This window comes from Hyphomicrobium sp. NDB2Meth4 (assembly GCF_900117445.1).
Classification (GTDB): Bacteria; Pseudomonadota; Alphaproteobacteria; order Rhizobiales; family Hyphomicrobiaceae; genus Hyphomicrobium_A.
Map to the genome: position 1 here is coordinate 588,012 of NZ_FPEJ01000013.1, position 16,196 is coordinate 604,207.

Below are 16,196 nucleotides of genomic sequence, written 5' to 3' on the forward strand. Positions count from 1 at the left end.
GCTGTGGGTCTATCGCATGGCACCCCGTATATCCGGCGTTACCCGCGCCAGCGCACTGGGACCGATCGCCGAGTTCATGGATAGGCAGGGCGGCTCGATCACGCGCGTCCTCAATGACGTTGATCTGCCTTTTGCGCTACTTGAGCACCGCGATCTGGTCGTTCCGCTGCGAGAGCAGTTCCGCCTGCTTGAGCGCGCCGCCCGCGAAACCGGCGACGACTTCTTCGGCGCCCGCCTGGGTCAGGTCGTGCGCTCGCGCGAGTTGAGCCGCTTCGGCGCCTGGGCGTGTGCCGGCCCGACCTTGCGTGAGGCCATCAGGCGCGCTCACGCCGGCATCGGCGTCATGCTTCAGACCGCAACTGTGCTGCGCTTCACGCAAACGGATGAATCAGCCCTGTGGTCCATCGAGTTCGTCGAGCCCGAATGTGAGGGCCGGCATCACAACGAGCTCTTGGGCATCAGCTACATGATTGATGTCATCCGGTCTTACGCCGGTGCCAGCTGGCATCCGAACACCGTTTTCACAGCTCTGGCGAAAGCCGAAAGACGCGCCCCGCTGGAAGATGTTTTCCGTTGCAATGTCTCGCACGGCCACGCAGTCACCGCCGTGAGCTTTAGCGCCGGTTTGTTGGATTGCCCGCGCAGTCCTGCCGGCCATATTGAAGGCGAGGGCGCACCCGAGGCAGAGCTACCTCGCGAGCGAGATGCGCTCGCCACCATCGGCGCTGTCGTCGATCTCGCCCTGCACGAGGATTACCCGCGCGTCGACTGGGTCTCCGCCAAGATGGGTCTGAGCCGCCGGTCGCTGCAAAGGCTGCTCGAGCGCAACGGCACCTCGTTCGGGCAAATCGTCGAGCAGTCGCTGTGCCGTAGGGCGATTGTGCGCCTTGGCGATCATGGCGCCGCCATCACTGAGATTGCCCTGGAACTCGGCTACTCCGACGCAGCGCACTTCACCCGCGCGTTCCGCCGATGGACCGGCATGCCACCGAGTGCCTACCGGCAGTCGCTCACCTGATCCATGTCGCCATAATGGCAACCCATCCCGTACGGATTAGCGCTGTTCCCACAATTACAGTTCCGGCGGCCTTAAGGGGCCATTATTGGTGGCGGGCGCCAGCCGGATAAGGGGCGGCGCGGACGACGTTGGCTTCAGCTAGGAATTGCACATGGCTTCGCAGAAGGTTCTGGTCACCGGCGCCTCCGGCTTCATTGCCAAGCACGTCATCGCCGAACTCGCCCGCCAGGGATACGAAGTGCGCGGCACGATACGCAATTTCGCGCGCGAGCAAGAGGTGTTGCGCGGCATCGCCAGCGCCGGTGCCCCCGTCGAAAACGTCAAGCTCGTCCCCGCTGATCTTATCAGCGACGACAATTGGGACGATGCCATCGACGGCTGCACCTTCGTCGTGCACGTCGCCTCGCCCTTTCCGATCCGCCCCGTGAAGCACGTCGACGAGCTTGTGCAGCCCGCGCGTGAGGGAACGCTGCGGGTGCTGAAGGCCGCGACCAAGGCCGGCGTCAAGCGCGTCGTGCAGACGTCCTCCATCGTTGCCATAACCACGCCCTGGCCGGAAGCCGAGCGCGGGCATGTGTTCGACGAAACCGATTGGACCAATCCAGAGCGCCCGGATATCTCGCCCTATACCATTTCGAAGACGCTCGCCGAGCGTGCCGCATGGGACTACGTGGCATCGACGCCAGGGGCGCCCGAGCTGGTGACGATCAATCCAGCCTTTGTCCTAGGCCCCGCTCCCGACACCGACCTTTCGACCTCGGTCGAAGTGATCCGCCTCATCGGCACCGGGGCCTATCCATTGGCACCCAAGATTGCCTTCCCCGTCAGCGACGTGCGCGACGTGGCGGCAACCCACGCCCTCGCCATGATCACGCCGGGCGCGGCCGGCCAGCGCTTCATCACCGCAAACGGTTTTGTCCGCCTGATCGACGTGGCCGCGATGGTTGCGAAGGCGCTGCCCGATATATCGAAAAAGGTCCCGCGCGGGGAAATGCCGGATTTCCTGGTGCGGCTTCTGGCGGTATTCGATAATCGCCTGAGGGCTGTGCTGCCGGACCTGGGCTTCCCCCGGCCGGTTTCCAACGCCAAGGCACGCGAAATCCTGGGCCAGACGTTCCGCTCCCCCCAGGAGGCGGTTACCGCCGCCGCCACCAGCCTTCGGGCCCTGAAGGTTATCTGACCGATTTTCGGGTCTATGGACTTTCGCGGGCAGCGTCGTCACGTCAGCGCCACGAAGCGCCGCGCTATGCTATGTCATCCGCGGCCTCAGCTTCTGGAACAAAAGAGGACCCGCACCGTCAAACCGTGCAAAGGACCAAGACCAGGGATGACTATGCCGAAACGCTTCCAATTTTCCGCTCTCGCCATCCTCCTCGGTCTCGGCGCCGTTGTCGGCCCGTTCGCGGCCCCGGCAGTCGAGGCGCAAGATCGCCAAGTCCCGCCCTCGCGTGAGGCGCTGCAGTTCTCTTACGCGCCGATCGTCAAACGGGCGACCCCGGCAGTGGTGAACGTCTATGTGCGCTCTCGCGTGCGCACCTCGCTCTCGCCCTTCGCTAACGATCCCTTCTTCCAGCGCTTCTTCGGTGGTCGTGGCGGCTTCGGCCTCCCGCAAGAGCGCATCCAGCAGTCGCTCGGCTCGGGCGTGATCATCAGCCCCGATGGCGTCATCGTCACCAATACCCACGTCATCAAAGGCGGCTCCGATACGCAGATCCGCGTGGCGCTGTTCGACAAGCGTGAGTACGACGCACGCATCATCGCCCAGGACGAACGCACCGACCTCGCCGTGCTCAAGATCGAGAAGGGCGGCAACGACTTCCCCTATCTCCAGTTCGCCAACAGCGACAAGCTCGAGGTCGGTGATGTCGTGCTCGCCATCGGCAACCCGTTCGGCGTCGGCCAGACGGTGACCAGCGGCATCATCTCCGCGCTCGCACGCACCGAGATGGCGCAGTCGGATACGCAGGTGTTCCTGCAGACCGACGCGGCCATCAACCCCGGCAACTCCGGCGGCGCTCTCATTGACATGAACGGAAAACTCGTCGGCATCAACACGATGATCTTTTCCCAGTCGGGCGGCTCGGTCGGCATCGGCTTCGCCATTCCCTCGAACCTCGTGCGCCTCGTCGCCGACAACGCCATAGCCGGACGCAAGATCGAGCGGCCCTGGCTCGGCGCCCAGCTCGAAACCGTCGATCGCGAGAAAGCGCAGTTGCTGAAGCTCGACCGCGTTTCGGGCGCGGTCGTGATGCGCCTCACCAACAACAGTCCCGCCGCGCGCGCTGGGCTCCTGCTCGGCGACGTCATCATCACCGTCGACAGCTTCGACGTCGCCGACGCGCACTCCGTGCACTACCGCCTGACGACGCGCGGCATCGGCAACACCAGCCGTCTCGAAGTCATCCGCAACGGCCGCGTCGTCAAGGTCGACCTGCCCCTGCTGCCGGCCCCCAAGCCCGGTAAGGATGATGTGCGCAATTTGTCGGGCAACCATCCCTTCGACGGAGCGCGCGTGTCGAATATCCTTCCGAGCGTCGCCGACGAGTTCAGTCTCGACGAGACCGACGGCGTCGTCATCGTGGCTGTGCGCTCAGGCGGTGTCGCCTCGCGCCTCGACTTCCAGCCCGGCGACGTGATCCTTCAGGTCGGTCCCGACAAGATCACCGATGTGATCATGCTCGACGAGATCACCCGCAAACCACAGCGTCTGTGGAGCGTCACCATCAAGCGCGGTGGACGCACCATGAAGCTGCAGATTTCAGGCTAAAACGCGTGGCAACGCTGTTCGAAGCTGCCGGATTGGAGAAGGGAGCGCCTCGGCCGCTCCCCGATCGTCTGCGCCCGACCAAACTATCCGAGGTCGTCGGCCAGGATCACCTCGTCGGCCCGACCGGCACACTGACGCGCATGCTGAAAAGCGGGCGCCTGCCCAGCCTCATCCTGTGGGGACCGCCAGGCTCCGGCAAGACGACCGTCGCCCGTCTGCTTGCGCACGAAACGCAGCTGGAGTTCGAACAGCTCTCGGCAATTTTCTCGGGCGTGCAGGATCTGCGCAAAGCCTTCGACCGTGCGAAGTCGCGTCGCGAACTTGGCAAGGGCACGCTGCTCTTCATCGACGAGATTCACCGCTTCAACCGCGCCCAGCAGGACAGCTTCCTCCCATACATGGAGGACGGCACTATCACGCTCGTCGGCGCCACCACCGAGAACCCGTCGTTCGAGCTCAACAGCGCCGTGCTCAGCCGTGCCGCCGTGCTGGTGTTCAACCGCCTAGGACCGGAAGCCATCGAGGACTTGCTGCAGCGCGCCGAGAGGGAAGAAAAGCGCAAGCTGCCGCTCGACGATGATGCGCGCGAGGCGCTCATCGCGATGTCCGATGGCGACGGCCGCGCTTCTATCAATCTCGCGGACGAGGTGTTCGCTGCCGTAGCGCCGGGCCAGGCGCCGCTCGACCGCAACGCCCTCAGCGAGTTGGTGCAGCGGCGCGCGCCGCTCTACGATAAATCGCGCGAGGGGCACTACAACCTGATCAGCGCGCTGCATAAGTCCGTGCGCGGCTCCGATCCCGACGCAGCGCTCTACTATCTCGCCCGCATGCTTGATGGCGGAGAGGACAGACTATTCCTCGCCCGCCGCCTCGTGCGTATGGCCGTCGAGGACATCGGCCTCGCCGATCCGCAGGCCGTCGTGCAGGCGCTCGCCGCCAAGGACACGTTCGACTTCCTCGGTAGCCCGGAAGGCGAACTGGCCCTGGCGCAGGCCACCATCTATCTCGCCACCGCACCCAAATCGAATGCCGTCTACGTCGCCTATAAGGCGGCCATGCGTGCCGCTAAGGAGCACGGCTCTCTCGCTCCGCCCAAGCACATCCTCAACGCTCCCACCAAGCTGATGGAGGAGGAGGGCTACGGCGGCGGCTACGAATACGACCACGACACCGAGAATGCCTTCTCGGGTCAGAACTATTTCCCCGACGAGTTCGGCACGCGCCCGCAGTACTACGATCCACCAGAGCGTGGCTTCGAACGGGACATCAAAAAGCGCCTCACCTATTGGGCCGACCTCCGCGCCAAGCGCAAACCTGGCAAGGCATAAGGCGGCGAGAGCGTGGCATCGCCCAGTCTAAGCTTCGGCGCTGCCACGCGAATTCCTGAGTTCACCCCGTCACGGTTCATACCTATACTGATCGAAGAGTAGACGGGGGATGCAATGACGGTCCGGTTCATCGATCTCTGGCGCGGACACCCGATCAACGAGTCCGTGACGACGCCGTGTATCGCGCCGCACGACCTCACCAATATGGAAGGCCAGCACGTCGCAATGGGCTTTCCCGTATTCCATAATCAATGCGCGATCCGCCTGGGCGTCGCGCTGCGCCGCGCCGGCGTGACCGACAGCCAGATCGGCGGCTGCGCCTCATGCGCCGTGCATCCGCGCTCCGACATGCACTTCATCAATGCCAACCAGCTCGCCAACGCGCTGGCGCACGCCAACATTCCCGGCATCGGCCGCGTCGAGAAGATTACCGGCACCGAAACCGCGCACTATTATCCAAAGCTCTTCGGCCGCACCGGCATCATCTACTTCCAGGACTACTGGAAGCGCAGCAGCGACAGCGGACGCCCCACTGGCGATCACATCGACGTATGGAACGGCTACCGCTCGTCGGCGAAGTGGCTGCTCGAGTGGTTCTCCTGGCTCGGCTACTACTCCAACTACGCCAACGCCGGCGAGATCTGGTTCTGGGAAGTGAAGTGAGCGCGCCGCGCTGAGGGGGCACAAGCATGCGCTACATCGTTGCCATTTTATTTGCGATCGTCGGCGCCGGATTGGCCGCCGTGTTCCTCGGCTCGTCCGTGGCCGATTGGGTCGTTGCGCATCGCTCGTTCGACAGCTCCGACGATGCCGAGAACCTGCACATGCTCTCGTTCATCGGGACCATCGTCACGGGCCTTTTTGTCGGCTGGCTTCTCGGTTGGATCGTTGGCGGTGCCGGCCGGTCCAGTAAGCCGGCGGCTTAGCGGCCGCACGTTACCAGCGGCGAGAACCCGTTACCGGCTCAGCGGCGGGTTTTCACCGGCGCAACAGCGCCGCATCGGGCCTTGGTCAAATCCTGTCAACCATCGCTGGGGCATGCTCGCCGCGCGGCGCGGACGGTCTCCAGACTGGTCCACTGGGCCGAGCGCGGGTTAGGTTCGGCCTGGGTGAGGCTGGACATCAGAGCCCGGTACGCCTAGGCCATCGCACAAAAGCGGCTGGCAGCCCGGACAGGATCATTGATGAGCGATCGCGTTGAAACCATCGAAGTAAAGGCGAGCGAGGCCGACATGCGCCTCGATCGATGGTTCCGTGTGCACTTCCCCGAGGTGGGTTACTCCTACTTGCAGAAGTTGCTGCGTACCGGCCAGGTGCGCGTGAACAGCCGCCGCGCCGAAGCGAACGCGCGCCTGGAAGCCGGCGCCCAGATCCGTGTTCCGGCCGTAGTGCGCGCCGCGCCCAAGGCTGCAACTGCCACCGGCGTGAAGCCGGCAATGGGCGTTTCAAAGGCCGACCGCGACCGCATCGAGAAGATGATCCTGTTCGAGGACGACCACGTGCTTGTGCTCAACAAGCCGTTCGGCCTCGCAGTGCAGGGCGGCACCGGCACCAAGAAGCACATCGACGGCATGTTGGAAGGCATGGCCGACCGCTTCGGCGGCGAACGCCCCCGCCTCGTCCATCGCCTCGATCGCGACACGACCGGCGTGCTACTCGTCGCCAAGCACCGCGACGCCGCGGCCAAGCTCGGCCGCGTGTTCCAGACCCGCTCTGCCGCTAAGACCTATTGGGCCTTGGTGAAGGGTGTTCCGAAGCCTCCGCAGGGCAAGGTCGAAGCCGCGTTGGTGAAGGCCGCCGGCCCCGATGGCGACCGCGTGCGCAAAGCGCTCCCCGGCGAACAGAAGGAAGCGATGCACGCGACCACGCACTACTCCGTCATCGATCGCCTCGCGCACAAGGCCGCCTGGGTATCGCTGAAGCCGGTGACAGGCCGCCAGCATCAGTTGCGCGCCCACATGGCACTCATCGGCCACCCGATCTGCGGCGACAACAAATACGGCGGCGATGAAAACCTGCCCGCCGAGCAGATGGACAACAAGCTGCACCTGCATGCGCGCCGTCTGGTGCTGCCGCACCCCTTCACTGGCGGCAAGATCGATGTAACCGCGCCGCTGCCCGAGCACATGCTGAAAACGTGGGAGATACTTGGCCTCGACGCCGATCGCTACGACGAGGACAAGTGATGAAGCTGATCGTCCTCGATTGCGATGGAACGCTGGTGGATAGCCAGAATGGCATCTGCGAGGCGATGAACTACGCCTTCACCGGCTTCGGTCTGACGCCGCCCGCACGCGCAGCGACGCTTTCCATTGTCGGGCTTTCTTTGCCCGAAGCAATCCTGGCCCTGGCCCCCGACGCCGACGAGGAACTGCGCGCCAAAATGGTCGCGCGCTACAAATCGGCATTCTTTGAAATCCGCCGCGAGCCCGAACTGCATGAGCCGCTGTTCGAAGGCATCGCTGCCGCCATCGAAGCCTTCGGCCGCCGTGACGACATCATGCTCGGCATCGCCACCGGCAAGTCGCGCAAGGGCGTTGACCGCCTCTTTGAACGCGAGGGCTGGGGAGGGCGCTTCGTTACGGTGCAGACATCCGACGATCACCCGTCCAAGCCGCATCCATCGATGCTGCACGCCGCCATGGCCGAAACGGGCGTCGATCCGGAACGCACCGTGATGGTGGGTGACACAACTTTTGACATGGCCATGGCGCGCGCCGCCGGCACTGGAGCACTGGGCGTCGGCTGGGGCTATCATTCAATTCCCGACCTGCACCGCGCAGGCGCCCATTCCGTGATCGAACTCAGCCACTCCCTGGCTGACGAAATCGATGCATTCTTCGCACAGCGGGAGAACGCAGCATGAGCGAGGAAAAAAAGCGCGACGTACCCAACATTCCCAAGGACCAACTGACGCCGCCACTGCCCAAGCGCTTCTATACCGACGTGACCGTGGGCGACGCACCGGGCGGCGGCTTCCAGATCCTGCTTGATGGCAGGGCCGTGCGCACACCGAAGAAGCAGCTTCTCATCGTCCCGACCCGCGCCCTGGCCGAGGCGATCGCTGCCGAATGGGCAGCCCAGGACGCGCACATCGACCCATCCAGGATGCCGTTGTCCAAGCTCGCCATCACTTCCATCGATGGCGTCAGCGGCAGCTTGCGCGAAGTCGCCTCCGACATCGTCCGCTATGCCGGCAGCGATCTACTGTGCTACCGCGCCGAGGCGCCCGCCACCCTCGCCGAACAGCAGGCCCGCATATGGGATCCACTGTTGAGCTGGATCGAGGGTGAATCGGGGGCTCGCTTCCTCCTGGCTGAAGGCGTCATGCCGGTGACGCAGAACCGCTTCGCGCTTGAGCGTATCGAGGACCTTGTCGCCCCCTACGACGCCATGCAGCTCGCGGCCCTTCATGTCATGACCACGCTCACAGGCTCGGCATTCCTTGCGCTCGCCGTCGCCAAGGATCGCCTGTCCGCCGAGGAAGCTTGGGACGCCGCCCACATCGATGAGGACTGGCAGATCGCGCGCTGGGGCGTCGACGTCGAGGCCACCGAGCGCCGCGAGCGCCGTCGCCGCGAGATGCTGGCCGCCAGCCAATTCCTCGATCTTCTCGCAGCCGATTGAAGTCTTAAAGAGATTTGCCGGGCTGTTCCGTGCGGAACATCCCCGCCCCCCGATGCCGCCTAGGGTTATGGCCAAACAGAGCCAGAACCGATGGAGCGGCCTATGCTCAGCCTTTTCGACCTCATCATCCTAGCGATCGTCATCGCCGCAGTGCCCTTCCTGCTTTGGGCCGGCCGACGACCGTAACGCCTTTGCCTCTTGCCATAGCAATACCGCCAGACCCCGGAAGGATAAGCCTATGCAACCCCTCGGAACCTATGATCTCTACCTCAACTTTTTCGTTGCCATCGGGATGCCTCTGATCATCCTCGCCAACCTGCGCCCCTCAGTGCGCAATAGCCCGCTCAACGCATTTCTCTGGCGCGACCACACCAATTTCATGCGCACCTCGATGGTTATCATCGCGATGCTCAGCCTCTGGTCGATGGTCCAGCTCGCCGGTCACTATGGCCTCGCTTCTGCGGCCTTCGTCGATTGGGCCGTCCTGGCCATCGGCATCCCGTTCCTGGTAGCCGCCGTGGCCGAGATTTGGTTTGGCGCCCAATTCCTGCGCCAGTGCCTGCGGGCTCGCTTCTCGGGCTGACCCCGCCGCTCCCTTCGCGGCCGGACCCCCATGGAGGTCGGCCGCTGCCCGAAACGTCGCATCTAGGGTCCCTCGCGCCCGCGTTTGCACCGCCGAAACAGCATGCTATGAGCGCTGTTGGCGTGTCCGAAGGCGACGCGTGTGCACGAGGGACCATTCATGAAGGACATCATCGAAGAGCTCGAGAAGCGCCGTTCAAACGCACGTCTCGGCGGCGGTCAGGCCCGCATCGACGCGCAGCACAAGCGCGGCAAGCTGACCGCTCGCGAACGCATCGAGCTCCTGATGGACGAGAACTCCTTCGAGGAGTTCGATACCTTCGTTGAGCACCGCTGCACCGAATTCGGCATGGAGAAGAACAAGACCCCGGGCGACGGCGTCGTCACCGGCTGGGGCACCATCAACGGTCGCGTGGTTTACGTCTTCGCCAAGGACTTCACCGTCCTGGGCGGCTCGCTTTCGGAGAGCCACGCTCGCAAGATGACCAAGATCCAGGATATGGCGCTGAAGAACCGTGCGCCGATCATCGGTCTGTTCGACGCCGGCGGCGCCCGCATTCAGGAAGGCGTCGACGCGCTGGGCGGCTATGGCGAGGTGTTCACCCGCAACGTCATGGCCTCGGGCGTCATCCCTCAGATCTCCGTCATCATGGGCCCATGCGCTGGCGGCGACGTCTACTCGCCGGCCATGACCGACTTCATCTTCATGGTGAAGGACACGAGCTACATGTTCGTCACCGGCCCTGACGTCGTGAAGACCGTCACCAACGAAACCGTCACCGCCGAGGAACTCGGCGGTGCCAAGGTGCACACGTCGAAGTCGTCGGTCGCCGACGGTGCCTACGAGAACGACGTCGAGGCGCTGCTGCAGATGCGTCGCCTGATGGACTTCCTGCCGTCGAACAACAAGTCGGGCGTACCGGCGCTGCCGACCGCCGACAGCCCCGACCGCTTCGACCATTCGCTCGATACGCTGATCCCCGACAATCCGAACAAGCCCTACGACATGAAGGAGCTGATCCTCAAAGTCGTGGACGAGGCGGATTTCTTCGAGGTGCAGGAGAACTACGCCAAGAACATCATCACCGGTTTTGCGCGCATGGAAGGCCGTACGGTGGGCATCGTCGCCAATCAGCCGATGGTGCTGGCCGGCGTGCTCGATTCAGATGCCTCGCGCAAGGCGGCCCGCTTCGTGCGGTTCCTCGACTGCTTCGAGATTCCGATCCTCACATTCGTCGACGTCCCGGGCTTCCTTCCCGGTACCGCGCAGGAGTATGGCGGCCTCATCAAGCACGGCGCCAAGCTGCTGTTCGCTTACGCCGAGGCTACTGTTCCGAAGATCACCGTGATCACGCGCAAGGCCTACGGCGGCGCCTATGACGTGATGAGCTCCAAGCACATTCGCGGCGACATCAACTATGCCTGGCCGACCGCCGAGATCGCCGTCATGGGGGCCAAGGGTGCGGTCGAGGTTCTCTATCGCTCCGAGCTGTCGGACCCCGACAAGATCAAGGCGCGCATCGACGAGTACCAGAAGCGCTTCGCCAACCCGTTCGTCGCCGCCGAGCGCGGTTACATCGACGAGGTGATCCTGCCGCACGGCACGCGCCGCCGGGTTTGTCGGGCTCTCAACATGCTGCGCAACAAGACGCTCGAGAACCCCTGGAAGAAGCACGACAACATCCCGCTCTGATCAGGGGGCTGACACGATCTGCGAGAAGCATGGTTTTGCTTCTCGCGTTCCGCCCGCGGTGATCGGTGCTCGCGCCGGGTGCCCTTGGCGCCTTGCCACCTTCGTGGCCATGACGGAGGTGGGGTTGGTGGCGCAGGCGCACGATCGCAGGGTGGGGCGTTGACATCGGGAGGGTGGGTGCCAACCTGAACGCAGCATCCCAATCCCCTGGTGGCTCCCCCATGAACATCGACCTTTCAGGCAAGACGGCACTCGTCACAGGCTCGACCGAAGGTATCGGTCGCGCCATCGCCAAGGGCCTCGCCGCATCAGGTGCCGAGGTGATCATCAATGGCCGCAAGCAGGAGAAGGTCGACGGCGCGGTCATCAAGCTCGCCGCAGAACTGCCCGCCGCCAAGATCAGCGGCATCGCTGCCGATGTCGGCACCGCTGCCGGCTGCGACGCCCTCGTCACGGCGGTCGGCACCGTCGACATCCTCATCAACAACGCGGGCATCTTTGAACCGAAGCCCTTTTTCGATATCCCCGATGCCGAATGGACCCGCTTCTTCGAGGTCAACGTCATGTCGGGCATCCGCCTTTCGCGCGCGCTGATGCCGGCCATGATCGACCGCGGCTGGGGCCGCGTTGTTTTCATCTCATCGGAATCGGCCGTGCAGATCCCGCCCGAGATGGTGCACTACGGAACCACGAAGACCGCCCAGCTAGCCGTCTCGCGCGGTCTTGCCGAACTCGCCGCCGGAACCGGCGTCACCGTCAACGCCGTGCTGCCCGGCCCGACGCGCTCCGAAGGCGTTGAGGACTTCCTTGCATCCATGGCCAAGCAGGACGGACGCACCGTCGATGAGATGGCAGCAGAGTTCGTCAAACAGCACCGGCCGTCCTCAATCATCGGCCGCTTCGCCACCGTCGATGAGGTCGCCAACATGGTCGTCTATGTCGCCTCCAAGGAAGCATCGGCCACCAGCGGCGCAGCACTCCGTGTCGATGGCGGTGTCGTCAGGTCCATCCTCTGACCGTCTCTGTGGCCCACGGGTGACGGACAGGACGGCGCCCGGCGATCCGAGTGAAAAGCTACAGTTATGCGCCTTGGAGGAGGGAGCTACAGCTTCGGCATTGCTCTCTCTCAGAGGACCACACCATGCCGAAATTCCCCCTCGCCGTCGTCGCCCTTCTCACCGCCTTCAGTGCCGGCGCCCATGCTGAGCTGGCACCCGCCGCGCTGCAGCAGGCCGAGCAGAACTTCAAGACCGCCAACACCAGCGGCAACGGCTCCCTCAGCGCCGCCGAGTTCAAGACGTTCATTGATCTGAACGCTGCCGCGCAGATTGGCCGTGCGGCCAAGATCAAGGCCAACGACGCCTACAGCCGCGCCTTCTCAAAAGTCGACAGCAATGGCGATGGCCTGATCACCTGGCAGGAATATCTCGCGGCGCAATAGTCTGGCAGCTTCCTCGAATAAAAATGTTTGAGCCGGGGAACTCGGGCGCGGGGAGCGCGCTACGTCGCCAGCTGCAAGTCTTGTAGTTGTGTTGCGTAGCAGCTCGATCAAAGTCGCCGATTGAGTTTTGCGTAATAGGCGCCTCCCATCCCCCGCAAGCAAACCCTCGGCCGTCTCCGGACGCCGGGGGTTTGAACTTTTTGGGCTTAGTGGAAGCCCGGCAGCTGGTTAGACTGCCTGCGGCTTTGCAGTCGTATTGGAGGCTGTCGATGAAACGCCTTTTCGTGCTCGCTGCCGTCTCACTCGTTTCGAGCCCAGCCTTGGCTGGGGACCTTTGCTACGAGGTCGTTGGCTGCGTCCAGGACCGCAACATCAGTGCGCTCGACGCAGAAAAGCTTGGCTGCGATCAGCTCTGGACGGTCCGCAACGGCATCTTTGCCTCGCGCGGCTATTGCTTCTCTACCAAGCGCGGCATCGAGGAGTTCGGCAACGAGAACTGCCGCTACGGGGATCAAAACGAGGTCCCGCTCAATGACTACGAGCGCGCCAATATCCGCATCATCCAATCGATCGAAAAACGCCGCGGCTGCTGACCGGGAGAAATGATCGGCGGGGAAGCCCCCGCCGATCCACTGGTCAACCCTTATCGATGACCAGGATCACCTTCTCCTCGACTGGATCGACGATGGCCAGCTGGTCCCTGGCAACGAAGTAGCGGCAGGCGCTCAGTTCGTCGGAATGCACGGTGACTTCATCCGAAAACCGCTTCAGCTCGACATTCGAGGGTACGCTCCAACCTACCTTCAGGTCACGCACGTCGACCTCGTCATTCATGCGCACCTCGTCGAGGATCATCTCCCGTTCGTCCCGGCTGAGACTGAGGCGCGCGGAGCAACGATCCGACCCGCCAGACCGATTGTTCGCATATCGGGCCCCGCCTGCCGGGACCACCGCAACGACCTCGTAGGTTTCGGGATCACAGATGACATACTCGTCGTCGGCATAGACGAAAACGTAATCGCGGTACTCCGGCACGATCTCGATCACAGCGATCGGAACGGGCCGATAGTGCCAATCGCGAGGCAACCGACGCCCCACCGAGATATTGACGTCGACATGAGCACGCGGCTTGAGGTTCTTTTCTTTGCTGAACGCGCTGCGCAACCCGTCGCGCTTTGCCTCAGTAAGGTTGATGCGTTTGGCTGGCCTATCGCCGGACGCTTTGCTCTCAGCGCGCTCATCCGCGCTATCTTGGCCTTTCGCTTCGGACTGCTTGCTACCAGCTGCGCTGTCTTCCGTCTTGGCGTTTTGCCTGTCCTCTTTGCCCTCGGCTTTATCAGCGGCAGCCGCCTTTTCTTGCGACTTTGACTTGTCGCCGTTGTCGTCGGAAGGGCGAGCTTTGTCTGTCTTGCTTACGCTGCGCTCCTTGTCGGCGTTGCGTCCTTCGTGTTTTGAAGTTCGCTTTTCGGAGGGCTCATCGCTCTTGGCTTGCGACCGCTCACGCTGCCGCGGACTGTCTGCGCTCTGCTCGTTGGAACGCTCCATGGCGCGCCCCGCACCGCCGCCGTCACCTTTGGCGCCGCGCTCAACGTTCATGTCGGGACCGCCGCCGCGCTCAGCGGCTGGACCGCCTCCTGGGCCTCCCGCATCGTTGCCACGGGCCTTCGGTCCATCCTGCGCGATGGCCATACTCGCTGTGCCGAGCAAAAGCACTGCGAGCAAACTCGCGATCGTTCTCATGTAAGCTCTCCAATTGACGTTCGAATTGCGCTCGTTGCGCGTTGGTGCAGCGGCAACGGGAGAGCCGGGAATGTGTTCCCGTTCGACGGGGCTGCGGGGCAATTCGAATAAGAATCATGTTCGGCGTGAACGCGAACGCTGTGGGCAGCGTTATGAGCGCCCGTTCTCCCCGCGCGCTCCCGTTCCGTCGTGTGTCACGGCCGTGCCCGCCCGTTCCGCGCTTCGTCGAGCGCCAGATCGGCCGCTGGCAACATGAACGGCACCTGTAATCGCCATTCAGAACGAGTTCAAAGCGAAGAATCCATTCTCCACCCCATCGAACACGCCGCACCGAAAGGGGGGCGGCTCTAACCGAAGAGGTGGACACCATGAAGAAGATCATTCTCGCCGCTGCTACGGCTCTCGTTGCCACGACCGCCGTGGCTTCCGCTGACACCATCGCCCGCCGCCAGGCCCAGCAGGCCGACCGCATCGAGCAGGGCCGTCAGACCGGCTCCATCACTTGGACCGAAGGCCTGAAGTTGCGCGCCGAGCAAAAGCGTATCGCACGCACCGAAGATGCCTACCGCGACAAGGGCTACCTGACGAAGTCCGAGCGCCGCGAACTCCGCAGCATGCAGAACGAGGCCTCCGCCAGCATCGCCGAGAAGAAGTACAACAGCCGCGAGCGCGCTTGGTTTCTGCCACGCGTGGGCAAGTAAGGCGGCGGATCAACGCGCAAGGCACTACCCCTCCGTCTTCACCTCGGGGCCGCACACCACAGCGGCCCCCTTTTTTGCCCGGCCGAGGGACAAATGAATGCGCCGTAGCGAAGCAGCCGTTAGCCAATTGGTAAGTCCGCTTACCTACTCTGCCGCCATCGAGTTCATGTTGGCGGGGCGGAGAGAGATGAGCGCGTTGCAGTCGCTATCGATTACCGAAATGTTGCAGCGGGGAGCGATCGAGGACGTCGATGTGCTGCGCCTTAAGAGCGCTTTGCACGCCGACTACGTGATCTGCGCCGACGAAGCAGAATCGCTGATCACTCTCAATGAGACCTGTCAGCAGCAGCACCGCAGCTGGCCGAGCTTCTACGTCGATACGCTCGCCGACTATTTCGTCGCGCAGTTGGAGCCCGAAGGCTACCTCACTGTCGAGAAAGCCAAGCGCCTGACCGACCGCATCGCCCCCCAGGGCATCATTGCGCGCCGGACCGACTTCGATCTCCTGGTGCGCGTCATCGACAAGGCGCGCTGGTCACCGGTCAGTCTCACGCGCCTCGCCCTGCAGCAGGTCAAGCTCGCGATCACCGAAGGCAAGGGGCCGCTTCGTGTTGGTGCAACCCAAGAGCCCGGTACCATCCGCGAAAGCGATGTCGAGCAGATCCGCCGCATTCTTTACGCCCATGGCGGTGACCGCCCGATCGCCATCACGCGCGCCGAAGCCGACGAGCTTTTCGATATTAACGAGGCGATTGCCGATCCCGAGGCCAATGCCGCCTGGACCGATCTCTACGTTAAAGCCGTGACCAACGTCGTTATGGCGGTCTCAGGCCACGCCGCCCCAACGCGCGAGGAAGCCCTCCGCCGCGACGCTTGGCTTATGGAAGCAAAGGGTGAGCTGTCTCCGCTGGCGCTGCTCTCCGCCATGGTATCTTCGAGCCTGGAAGCAGTCCGGCCCACCTACCGCGAGCAGTCCTCCGAAGAACGGGCTCTGGCGCGCCTCGAGCAGCAGCGCGTGGAGATCATCACCAACGAGGAAATCGAACCCCTCGAGGCTGGCTGGCTCTCCGAGCGAATCGGCCGCGACGGGCGTCTCAGCCCCAACGAAGCCGCGCTGGTGGCTTATCTGGAGCGGGAAACCCCGCACATTCACCCGGCCCTGCAGGCGACCGTTGCCCGCCTCGCACACGCCGCCTGAGCCCAATTGACGGGGCAATCGGTGGTTGCGGATCGTAAACGCGGTTTGCGACCACTCAGTGCGCGCTTTTGCCGGGGCTGGCCAGTTTACGACACTAAAAT

The 16,196-nt window shown here is 63.6% G+C and carries 17 protein-coding genes; 16 read left to right on the forward strand and 1 reads right to left on the reverse strand.

Going from position 1 to position 16,196, the window contains the following annotated elements:
- The first annotated feature begins 16 nt into the window (after positions 1-16).
- The 14 genes from NDB2M4_RS17775 (at position 17) to NDB2M4_RS17840 (ending at position 13,049) form a co-directional block, all read left to right on the forward strand.
- Positions 17-1,018 carry a helix-turn-helix transcriptional regulator gene (locus NDB2M4_RS17775; RefSeq protein ID WP_072377459.1) on the forward strand — a complete coding sequence of 334 codons (1,002 nt, stop codon included), beginning with the start codon at positions 17-19 and terminating at the stop codon, positions 1,016-1,018.
- A 151-nt stretch (positions 1,019-1,169) separates the two neighbouring features.
- Entirely contained in the window at positions 1,170-2,198 is a 1,029-nt protein-coding gene (locus tag NDB2M4_RS17780; RefSeq protein WP_072377461.1) for an NAD-dependent epimerase/dehydratase family protein, read from the forward strand.
- A gap of 147 nt (positions 2,199-2,345) precedes the next feature.
- Complete coding sequence (locus NDB2M4_RS17785; protein ID WP_072377462.1) at positions 2,346-3,785, forward strand: Do family serine endopeptidase; 1,440 nt, start codon at positions 2,346-2,348, stop codon at positions 3,783-3,785.
- 5 nt (positions 3,786-3,790) lie between these two features.
- Positions 3,791-5,113, forward strand: coding sequence for a replication-associated recombination protein A (locus NDB2M4_RS17790; RefSeq protein WP_072377464.1), 1,323 nt, complete (start codon positions 3,791-3,793; stop codon positions 5,111-5,113).
- 114 nt (positions 5,114-5,227) lie between these two features.
- Complete coding sequence (locus tag NDB2M4_RS17795) at positions 5,228-5,776, forward strand: type VI secretion system amidase effector protein Tae4 (protein WP_072377466.1); 549 nt, start codon at positions 5,228-5,230, stop codon at positions 5,774-5,776.
- Positions 5,777-5,802: 26 nt separating this feature from the next.
- Positions 5,803-6,039: a hypothetical protein gene (locus tag NDB2M4_RS17800; protein ID WP_072377469.1), complete on the forward strand. Its 237-nt coding sequence runs from the start codon at positions 5,803-5,805 to the stop codon at positions 6,037-6,039.
- Positions 6,040-6,297: 258 nt separating this feature from the next.
- Complete coding sequence (locus NDB2M4_RS17805) at positions 6,298-7,299, forward strand: RluA family pseudouridine synthase (protein ID WP_072377470.1); 1,002 nt, start codon at positions 6,298-6,300, stop codon at positions 7,297-7,299.
- Positions 7,299-7,979 carry an HAD-IA family hydrolase gene (locus NDB2M4_RS17810; RefSeq protein ID WP_210186568.1) on the forward strand — a complete coding sequence of 227 codons (681 nt, stop codon included), beginning with the start codon at positions 7,299-7,301 and terminating at the stop codon, positions 7,977-7,979. The genes NDB2M4_RS17805 and NDB2M4_RS17810 overlap by 1 nt, the downstream gene beginning before the upstream one ends.
- Positions 7,976-8,740: an ATP12 family chaperone protein gene (locus tag NDB2M4_RS17815; protein WP_072377474.1), complete on the forward strand. Its 765-nt coding sequence runs from the start codon at positions 7,976-7,978 to the stop codon at positions 8,738-8,740. Before NDB2M4_RS17810 ends, NDB2M4_RS17815 begins: the two co-directional genes overlap by 4 nt.
- Before the next feature lie 238 nt (positions 8,741-8,978).
- Positions 8,979-9,323, forward strand: coding sequence for a hypothetical protein (locus tag NDB2M4_RS17820; protein ID WP_072377476.1), 345 nt, complete (start codon positions 8,979-8,981; stop codon positions 9,321-9,323).
- A 159-nt stretch (positions 9,324-9,482) separates the two neighbouring features.
- Positions 9,483-11,015: an acyl-CoA carboxylase subunit beta gene (locus tag NDB2M4_RS17825; RefSeq protein WP_072378291.1), complete on the forward strand. Its 1,533-nt coding sequence runs from the start codon at positions 9,483-9,485 to the stop codon at positions 11,013-11,015.
- A 221-nt stretch (positions 11,016-11,236) separates the two neighbouring features.
- Positions 11,237-12,031, forward strand: a complete 795-nt coding sequence (locus tag NDB2M4_RS17830) for an SDR family NAD(P)-dependent oxidoreductase (RefSeq protein ID WP_072377478.1) — start codon at positions 11,237-11,239, stop codon at positions 12,029-12,031.
- 125 nt (positions 12,032-12,156) lie between these two features.
- On the forward strand, positions 12,157-12,456 hold the full coding sequence (locus NDB2M4_RS17835; RefSeq protein WP_072377480.1) for an EF-hand domain-containing protein: 300 nt from the start codon (positions 12,157-12,159) through the stop codon (positions 12,454-12,456).
- A 269-nt stretch (positions 12,457-12,725) separates the two neighbouring features.
- Positions 12,726-13,049: a YARHG domain-containing protein gene (locus tag NDB2M4_RS17840; protein WP_072377482.1), complete on the forward strand. Its 324-nt coding sequence runs from the start codon at positions 12,726-12,728 to the stop codon at positions 13,047-13,049.
- A 43-nt stretch (positions 13,050-13,092) separates the two neighbouring features.
- On the opposite strand, the gene NDB2M4_RS17845 is transcribed toward NDB2M4_RS17840, so the two are convergent.
- On the reverse strand, positions 13,093-14,196 hold the full coding sequence (locus tag NDB2M4_RS17845; protein WP_072377484.1) for a DUF1236 domain-containing protein: 1,104 nt from the start codon (positions 14,194-14,196) through the stop codon (positions 13,093-13,095).
- 368 nt (positions 14,197-14,564) lie between these two features.
- Here NDB2M4_RS17845 and NDB2M4_RS17850 point away from each other — a divergent pair, with 368 nt between their 5' ends.
- Together NDB2M4_RS17850 and NDB2M4_RS17855 are read left to right on the forward strand one after the other, a co-directional pair.
- The gene (locus tag NDB2M4_RS17850) at positions 14,565-14,897 is read left to right on the forward strand and encodes a hypothetical protein (RefSeq protein ID WP_072377486.1); all 333 of its coding nucleotides are present in this window, start codon (positions 14,565-14,567) and stop codon (positions 14,895-14,897) included.
- A 97-nt stretch (positions 14,898-14,994) separates the two neighbouring features.
- Positions 14,995-16,095, forward strand: a complete 1,101-nt coding sequence (locus NDB2M4_RS17855) for a hypothetical protein (RefSeq protein ID WP_244536219.1) — start codon at positions 14,995-14,997, stop codon at positions 16,093-16,095.
- The last annotated feature ends 101 nt before the right edge of the window (positions 16,096-16,196 follow it).